At 54.1% G+C, this 7,106-nt stretch carries 6 protein-coding genes; 1 reads left to right on the top strand and 5 read right to left on the bottom strand.

The features are described 5' to 3' along the window. A partial coding sequence (locus QEH52_RS08215; RefSeq protein ID WP_308949631.1) for a hypothetical protein occupies positions 1 to 363 on the top strand: 363 nt, incomplete at its 5' end. A 993-nt stretch (positions 364 to 1,356) separates the two neighbouring features. On the opposite strand, the gene QEH52_RS08210 is transcribed toward QEH52_RS08215, so the two are convergent. From QEH52_RS08210 to QEH52_RS08190, 5 genes are all read right to left on the bottom strand, one after another. Next, entirely contained in the window at positions 1,357 to 2,934 is a 1,578-nt protein-coding gene (locus tag QEH52_RS08210; RefSeq protein ID WP_308949630.1) for an alkaline phosphatase D family protein, read from the bottom strand. Next, entirely contained in the window at positions 2,931 to 4,283 is a 1,353-nt protein-coding gene (locus tag QEH52_RS08205; protein WP_308949629.1) for an MFS transporter, read from the bottom strand. The genes QEH52_RS08210 and QEH52_RS08205 overlap by 4 nt, the downstream gene beginning before the upstream one ends. 91 nt (positions 4,284 to 4,374) lie before the next feature. Then, positions 4,375 to 4,833, bottom strand: a complete 459-nt coding sequence (locus QEH52_RS08200) for a RidA family protein (protein WP_308949628.1) — start codon at positions 4,831 to 4,833, stop codon at positions 4,375 to 4,377. 7 nt (positions 4,834 to 4,840) lie between these two features. Continuing rightward, positions 4,841 to 5,662: a DUF3891 family protein gene (locus QEH52_RS08195; RefSeq protein WP_308949626.1), complete on the bottom strand. Its 822-nt coding sequence runs from the start codon at positions 5,660 to 5,662 to the stop codon at positions 4,841 to 4,843. A gap of 39 nt (positions 5,663 to 5,701) precedes the next feature. Further along, the gene (locus tag QEH52_RS08190) at positions 5,702 to 7,072 is read right to left on the bottom strand and encodes a tetratricopeptide repeat protein (RefSeq protein WP_308949624.1); all 1,371 of its coding nucleotides are present in this window, start codon (positions 7,070 to 7,072) and stop codon (positions 5,702 to 5,704) included. Between the last annotated feature and the right edge of the window lie 34 nt (positions 7,073 to 7,106).

Here is a 7,106-nt window from a genome sequence, read left to right as displayed (position 1 = left end):
TACATCTGGACTGCACAATATGACGGCTTTGGACGGCGTTTCCAGACCGATTACTCGCCCGCCGGAGCCAACGCGATCACGATCGAAAAGAACCGCATCAAAACATGGTTCGATCCTCAGGTCGAATATATGGTCGCCGCCGTCGAGCACCACGGCAAACGTGAGTGGATGGTGCACGGCCCCGACCTGTATACGGGCTATGGCAGTTTTCAGGGGCTTGGCGGTTTAGAAGCGTTGGTGGATGAAGCCACCGGGGCGACCACCCCAATTGTCGATACCGTGCACGGCCACGTCGTCGCTACGCTCCTCTCCATTCGTTGTTCAATCAACGACAACTTACGGGGTCAGCTCAACGACAACTGACGGGGAACTGACGGGGGCGGGTAATCTGTCTTGTGTCTGCCGATAGCTCCAATCCCTAGGATTGAAGATACATGGCCTCGGTTCTTTGAGCCGGGGAGCGTAGGTCGGACGATCTGTCTTGGGGTTGCTGATAGCTCCAATCCCAAGGATTGAAGATACGTGGCCTCGGTTCTTCGAACCGGGGAGCGTAGGTCGGACGATCTGTCTCACGCCTGTCGACAGCTCCAATCCCAAGGATTGAAGATACGTGGCCTCGGTTCTTTGAGCCGGGGAGCGTTGGTCGGGCGATCTGTCTTGTGCCTGCCGATAGCTCCAATCCCCAGGATTGAAGATACGTGGCCTCGGTTCTTTGAACCGGGGAGCGTAGGTCGGGCGATCTGTCTTGCGCCTGCCGATAGCTCCAATCCCTAGGATTGAAGATACGTGGCCTCGGTTCTTTGAACCGGGGAGCGTAGGTCGGGCGATCTGTCTCGCGCCTGTCGATAGCTCCAATCCCAAGGATTGAAGATACGTGCCTCGATTCTTCGAATCGGGGATCGTAGGTCGGGCGATCTGTCTTGCGCCTGCCGATAGCTCCAATCCCTAGGATTGAAGATACGTGGCCTCGGTTCTTTGAGCCGGGGAGCGTAGGTCGGACGATCTGCCTCGCGCTTGCCGATAGCTCCAATCCCAAGGATTGAAGATACGTGGCCTCGGTTCTTCGAACCGGGGAGCGTAGGTCGGCCGATCTGTCTTGCGCCTGTCGATAGCTCCAATCCCAAGGATTGAAGATACATGGCCTCGGTTCTTCGAACCGGGGAGCGTAGGTCGGACGATCTGCCTTGCGCCTGCCGACAGCTCCAATCCCAAGGATTAAAGATACGTGGCCTCGATTCTTTGAACCGGGGAAGAAAAGGGAGTCGTTAAACCCAATGTCGCTTTGTCCTCCAATCTGTTGGTGCGGCACAAGGCCGTGTCCTCTTATGCCTGATTCCTTCTTTACGGCTTTTCGTTTTATACCTTGGCTGCTTGCTCTGGCTGGAGTTCTTTAGACCAGATTTCTTCGCCGATTCGATTAAAGTGACGGACGGTCAGCGCTTGCGTTTTTCCATCGATTTCCATTTCTCCGAAAAACTGGAGGCCTTCGGAAGGTGGCGTGAAGGCGGGCATGCCTTCGGGGATGCCGGTGAATTTGACCTCGGGGCCGAAGGTGCCATCGAGTGGGTTGGGGCCGAAGTTACCTGCATGTAGTGGGCCGCTGACAAATTCCCAGAAGGGTTTAAAGTCTTTGAAGCTGGCCTTGGCGGGATTGTAATAGTGTGACGCGCAGTAGTGAACGTCGGCGGTGATGAAGTGCACGTTGGTGATGTCTTCGCGCGCAATGTTTTGGAACAGTTCAGCCAGTTCCAGTTCGCGTCCGAGGGGGGCGCCGTGATCGCCGTTCGCTCCATTTTCGTAGATTTCTTTGCCCCATTCGGCGACGACCAGTCCGATCGGCATGTCACTACAAATAATCTTCCAAGTCGCCTTGGAGGCTTTGAGCTCGGCTTTGAGCCACTTGAGTTGGTCTGCACCTAGAAAAGCAGTTTCCTCGCTCTGTTGAGTCTGATGATTGTAGCTGTTGGGGCCGCGGTAACTGCGTAGGTCGATCACGAATAGATCTAAGAGTGGGCCGCGACTAATTTTGCGGTAAATGCGGCCGGGATCCGTGTCGTGAGGACGGATGGGATTGCAGTTGAAGAAGGCGGTCTTGGCATTGTGTGCGAGTTGCTTGACATCCTTTAGCGTATAGCGGTCGTCATCGAGTATTTCTTGCGGATACCAGTTGTTGACGACTTCGTGGTCATCCCACTGCTGGATCATCGGCACTTCGGCTTGTAAGGCTCGTAGGTGATCGTCCTGCAAATTGTAGTAGAAGTTTTGTCGAAAGTCGTCGGTGGATTCGGCGACGCGTGTTTTGGCTTCCACCAGTTGATTGCGCCAGATGCTGCCGTCGTCGAGTGTGACTTCGGAGGACATCGGGTTGTCGGCGTAGATCAAGTCGCCCGAGTTGACGAAAAAGTCCGGCTTACGTGCGCGAATGGATGCGAAGGTGAGCATGCCTCCGTGGGCGGGATCGATGCCGAAGCCTTGTCCTGCGGTGTCGGCCGACCAGCAGAAGCGCACATCGCAGGCTTCTGTGGGCGCTGTCTTAAATTGTCCACTACAGTGCTCGCTGCGCAGTTTGGGATCTTTCAACGATTGAAAATGAACGCGGTAGAAGTAACGTGTGTTGGGCAACAAACGCCTGACTAGGGTGTGCGCGTTATAATCCGTTTGTTGGAGTGCGTGTCCCCCTTTGAGTGTTTCAACTTTTGAGAAATCGGGCAGGGTGCTGAGCTCGACCCACATCTGAGCGCTTTGATTTGTTTTGGACCAGAGCACGGCACACGTCGTATCGACATCACCACTGGCGGCTCCGTGCTTGAGTTGCGGGCGTAGCTTATCTGAGCCGAGTATCGCGGGCCCTTGACCGAAGGCGGACCAGGGAGAGAGGGCGATGCTTGCGGACACGCCAATCAGGCTGTTTTTTATGAAATGTCGTCGATTCATGGGCCTTTGGTTTTTGCCTTCTTATTGTAGTAGATGACTGCTTGTGGATTGTCTGAGAGTAGTGAGAATATGAATACGATCGGACAGAGGACGGAGCAGGCGATGATGGCGATCGAGAAGGCGTCGGTTAGCTCGTAGCAGAGTCCGAACAAGTAGGGGCCGAGTGCACTGGTGACGATCATGACGCCCGTGACCCAACCATTGATTGCGCCCAGGTTTTTACGGCCGTAGAAGCGTGCCCATGGCACATTGACCAGAACCCCAAAGGAGCCCCAGGCGCAGCCGCTGCCCACAATGAAGCACCAGCGCCAGAAAGTGTCTGACAAGTGGTAAGCCCCGGCCAGTGAGAGCAGCTGAGCGATCACCATAAAGCTCAGCACATGCTTCATCTTTAAGCGTTCTGCATAGCTGCCGATGAGTATCGTGGTACCAATGTGAAAAAACGAGGAGGGGAGGAAGACGCCCACAGCAGCCTCGCGAGTCATGCCCAGCGAGTCACCAAGCCCAATGATATGGAATGAAATACCAGTGCCGATCAAACCATTCAATGCCAAGCCCGCGACAAAATACCAAAATGTGCTGGTGCGCAGTGCTTCCGGAGCGGTAAATTCTTTGACGATCGGCACTCTGATTTTACTGTCTTTGCGCTTGGAAGTCGACTGCTCCACTTCGACGCCACAGGCCTCTGGGCTGTCGCGAAAGAAGACGTAGGCCATCGTTGTCATGCCAAAGATGAAAATGCAGCCCAAAGTGATCCATGTGCGTTGCCAGCCGAGTGAAATAACAAATCCGTTCAAGAGTAAGGGGGCGGTTGAGAAGCTGAGCGAGAGCATGGTGCCATTGATGGCAGCGGCCCAACCACGCTTACCTTCGAACCATCGAAAGACCATGGAGCGGCAAGTCGTCATTGAGAAACTGACACCCATCAAGCGGATGCCGGCAAACGAAATAAATATCAGGATAAAGGCGTAGGGGACCGAGGTCGTCTCCGCGCTCGGAAACATGGAATAAATTTGCCCGATGTAGCCGGTAAAGAGTAGGATGAGCCCCAGGCCGAAATAACTCAGGCAGCCCATGACTCGTGCGCCTAAGCGATCAATAAAGCGGCCAGCAATGGGCGCACATACGCCTGCGGCGATGGTGCCGAGCGTGTAGGCGAGCGCGAAACTGCTACGCTCAAGGTCCAGTGCGCCGATCATATCGTCGACAAAGACACTCATGCCCGGTGGGCTGCCTGGCACGGCAGAAATCATGCCTAGGGTGCCGACGACTAAAATGACCCAGCCGTAATAGCCGGGCCATTTTTTTATATCGAAAGGTCGATTGGGTTTGAAAGGGCGAAAATCCATAACAGCGCTACAGCACGTATTCAGCCGTAATACTGGTTACGGCAATAAATGCATCGCACTCATTACGCCCTGTCTAAAGTGCTTCTTTGTTTTAGTGTAATTCGACCGTAACTTGAATTTCGACGGTAGCGTTATTAGGTAGTCCTGCTACGGATACGGCAGCACGTGCGTGCTTGCCCGCTTCGCCGAATACAGCTTCGAATAAATCCGAAGCACCATTGATCACCGATGGGCTCTTGCCGTAAGCGGGAATGGCACTGACATAGCCGCCCACATACAAGAACTGTTTGACTGCATCGAGTGTGCCAGTGATGTCGCGAATGGTTGCGAGCACATTCAAGGCGCACAGCTTCGCGGCGGCATAACCCTCGTCCAAGTCGCGGGTGTCACCGATTTGGCCCTGCCACTTTTCACCGGTGGAACTAAAACTAATGACTCCAGCGAGTATCAGCATGTTACCCATGCGACGGTGTGTTAGGTAGTTGCCGCCCGGTGTGGGTGCGGTGGGGAGAGTGATGCCGAGTTCGGCAAGTTTAGCTTCGGCGCTCATGGTTTGCTTAGCTTTGAGAGACGGTGACGGTGACTAGTTCGATCGGTGCAGCCGCATAGGCCGCTTGAAACGCTTCCAAGCTGGAAGTGGCTGTTTTAGTCACACGACGGTAAGGCACTTTGAATACGACGGTCGGCTCATCTAGTGGATAGGGGCTCAGCACGTAATGGTTATCGCCCTTGGGAATGAACTCGATTTCGGTCTCGCTGCCATCGCGCCGTGGGTGCGCGTGCTGCAGTTTGCTAGGCTTGGAGAATGCGACACCGACGTGGAGCGAGAAGCTGTCGCAAGCCTGTAGGAATTTAAATCCTGCGAGCAGGCACTCGTCTGTGAGGTAGGGCGCAATGTCGTCTTGTAACATCAGCCGCGCCTTGAGTTCCTCTTGTCGATTAATTTGTCCGTCGATGAATGCCTTGTGAAAGGCGCGATCTTCATCGTTCAATGTGGAGAGGTCTGCCTGAACTGTTAGCAGATTGACCGTGTGCATTGAGATCAAGATGGCCGAATAGGGGTCACGCAGTGCGGCGACTTCGGTCGCTTGGCCACGCACACCTAGATAGTCGTGCAGATCAATTTCCTCGAATGCATCATAAGTGCCCACCAGCTCTTCGGAGAAGGCGCTGGGGTTCATCTCATGCGTGAGTAGTGGCAATGCATCGCGGTCATTCCAACTGTCGTCGTGACGTGCGGTGGCATCCAATATGTGGGTGAAAGGCTTAGGCGGTGCGAAGAAATCGTTCTTCCAATGCCGGGCAAATTCACCCGCGAGTGCGGCGTGGTCTGGATGGCTGAGCAAAAGCCAGTCGTTTTCCTGTTCAATGCGAATCATTTTATATATGTGCTCTTGGTAAGTTGTCGTTGTGCGCGATTAGATCTGTCCCTTGGATGCGCGGTTGGCGCTTTGGACGCGCTCTAGGAAATCCTCATAGCGAGGTCCTGGCTCGAGTAAGACGACTCGTTGCAGTAGTGTGACGGCAGGTGAGTAGTCGCGTAGTGAGATCAGCATGCGTGCATGTTGAACCAGTGCGTCGACGCGTGTCTCATCGACCTGTGCGGCTTGCTCATAGGAGAAGGCCGCGTCTTCGATGCGATCGAGTTCGCGTTGTAGGTTGCCTAAGGTCAATAGCGCCTGACCGTTCATCGGGTCTTCCGCGACGAGTGCTTCTAGGATTGTGGAAGCCTGTTCGGTTTCACCCAGGCCCATGGCTGCTTGTGCTTGGAGCGTGAGGAAGGTGGATTGTTCTTTCGGACTGAGAGAGTCGAGTCGGCTCTTGGTCTTATCCAAATAGGTGGAGGCCTCGTTCCATAGACGGCGGCTTGCGAAGCTATGTGCGGTACGAATTAGACGTGCGGAACTGAGTGATTCTTGATCGGCGGCGAGGAGGTAATTCTCCAGTGCCATTTGAGTCATGCCCTCATTGAGGTAGATATCGCCCAGCAGGCCTAAGGAGGCGCCGTCGGCATTGCCCAAGCGTTTCAGGATCTCAAGGTTGGCGCTGGCCTTGGCCATGTCGTCCTCGCTCAGGAAGGCGTTGGCCTGCCATTTCCAATAGTTTTGGTTTTGGCTGTCTTCCAGAATCATTTCTTCCAGCATGCCGGCAGATTCTTTGTAAAGGTTCAGATCCATTAAGCAGCGGAGCTTGCCTTGTTGCCACTGTAAGCTGTCGGGTGCGAAGAGCAGTGCATTATCGTAAGCAGTCAGTGCGCTCTTAGGCTTCTCTAGATTCAAATAAGCGAGTCCCAGCGGGCCGTAGAGTGCGCCATCGGTGCCGCCGAGTTCGAGGCCTTTCAGCAGAAAAGGAACTGCTTCTTCATAGCGACCTTCATTGACCATGACCAATGCCAGGTTTTTGTAGGCGCGATAGAAATTAGGAAACTTGCGGATCGCGGTTTGATAGGAGCGAATCGCATTGGACACTTGGTTTTCTTGAGCGTAGAGATTGCCCAGGGTGTAGTCGAGTGCCGCGCTGGACTCGTTGGTGATTGCGGAGCGCAATTGTTGAATCGCCGCGTTGGCGTTGTTCTGCATCAAAGGCACCAATTGCTTGAAAATCTCTTGCTCGTCGGCAGTGATTTTGGGCGTGATCGATGTGTCGAAGCCGTAGCTGCCGAGGAAGCGATTTTGAAATTCAGGATTGGTCCAGAGATTTTCGCTGAGTGGATAGTCTTGAGCGAGTAAGCCGCTGCTAAAAGGAGCAGCCATACTGGCGAGAATGGTAAGTAAGCGTGTGATTTTCATAAGCGCTCGTGGTTGAACAAAATGGATGATAAGA

The sequence above is a fragment of the Thalassobacterium maritimum genome (genome assembly GCF_031127805.1).
Classification (GTDB): domain Bacteria; phylum Verrucomicrobiota; class Verrucomicrobiia; order Opitutales; family Coraliomargaritaceae; genus Thalassobacterium; species Thalassobacterium maritimum.
Note: the sequence above shows the minus strand (reverse complement) of the source record. Positions and strands in the feature narration are given on the sequence as shown.

Excerpts from the sequence above, each read along its gene's own strand:
- QEH52_RS08210 (WP_308949630.1), bottom strand. The coding sequence starts at position 2,934 with ATGAATCGACGACATTTCATAAAAAACAGCCTGATTGGCGTGTCCGCA.
- QEH52_RS08205 (WP_308949629.1), bottom strand. The coding sequence starts at position 4,283 with ATGGATTTTCGCCCTTTCAAACCCAATCGACCTTTCGATATAAAAAAA.
- QEH52_RS08200 (WP_308949628.1), bottom strand. The coding sequence starts at position 4,833 with ATGAGCGCCGAAGCTAAACTTGCCGAACTCGGCATCACTCTCCCCACC.
- QEH52_RS08195 (WP_308949626.1), bottom strand. The coding sequence starts at position 5,662 with ATGATTCGCATTGAACAGGAAAACGACTGGCTTTTGCTCAGCCATCCA.
- QEH52_RS08190 (WP_308949624.1), bottom strand. The coding sequence starts at position 7,072 with ATGAAAATCACACGCTTACTTACCATTCTCGCCAGTATGGCTGCTCCT.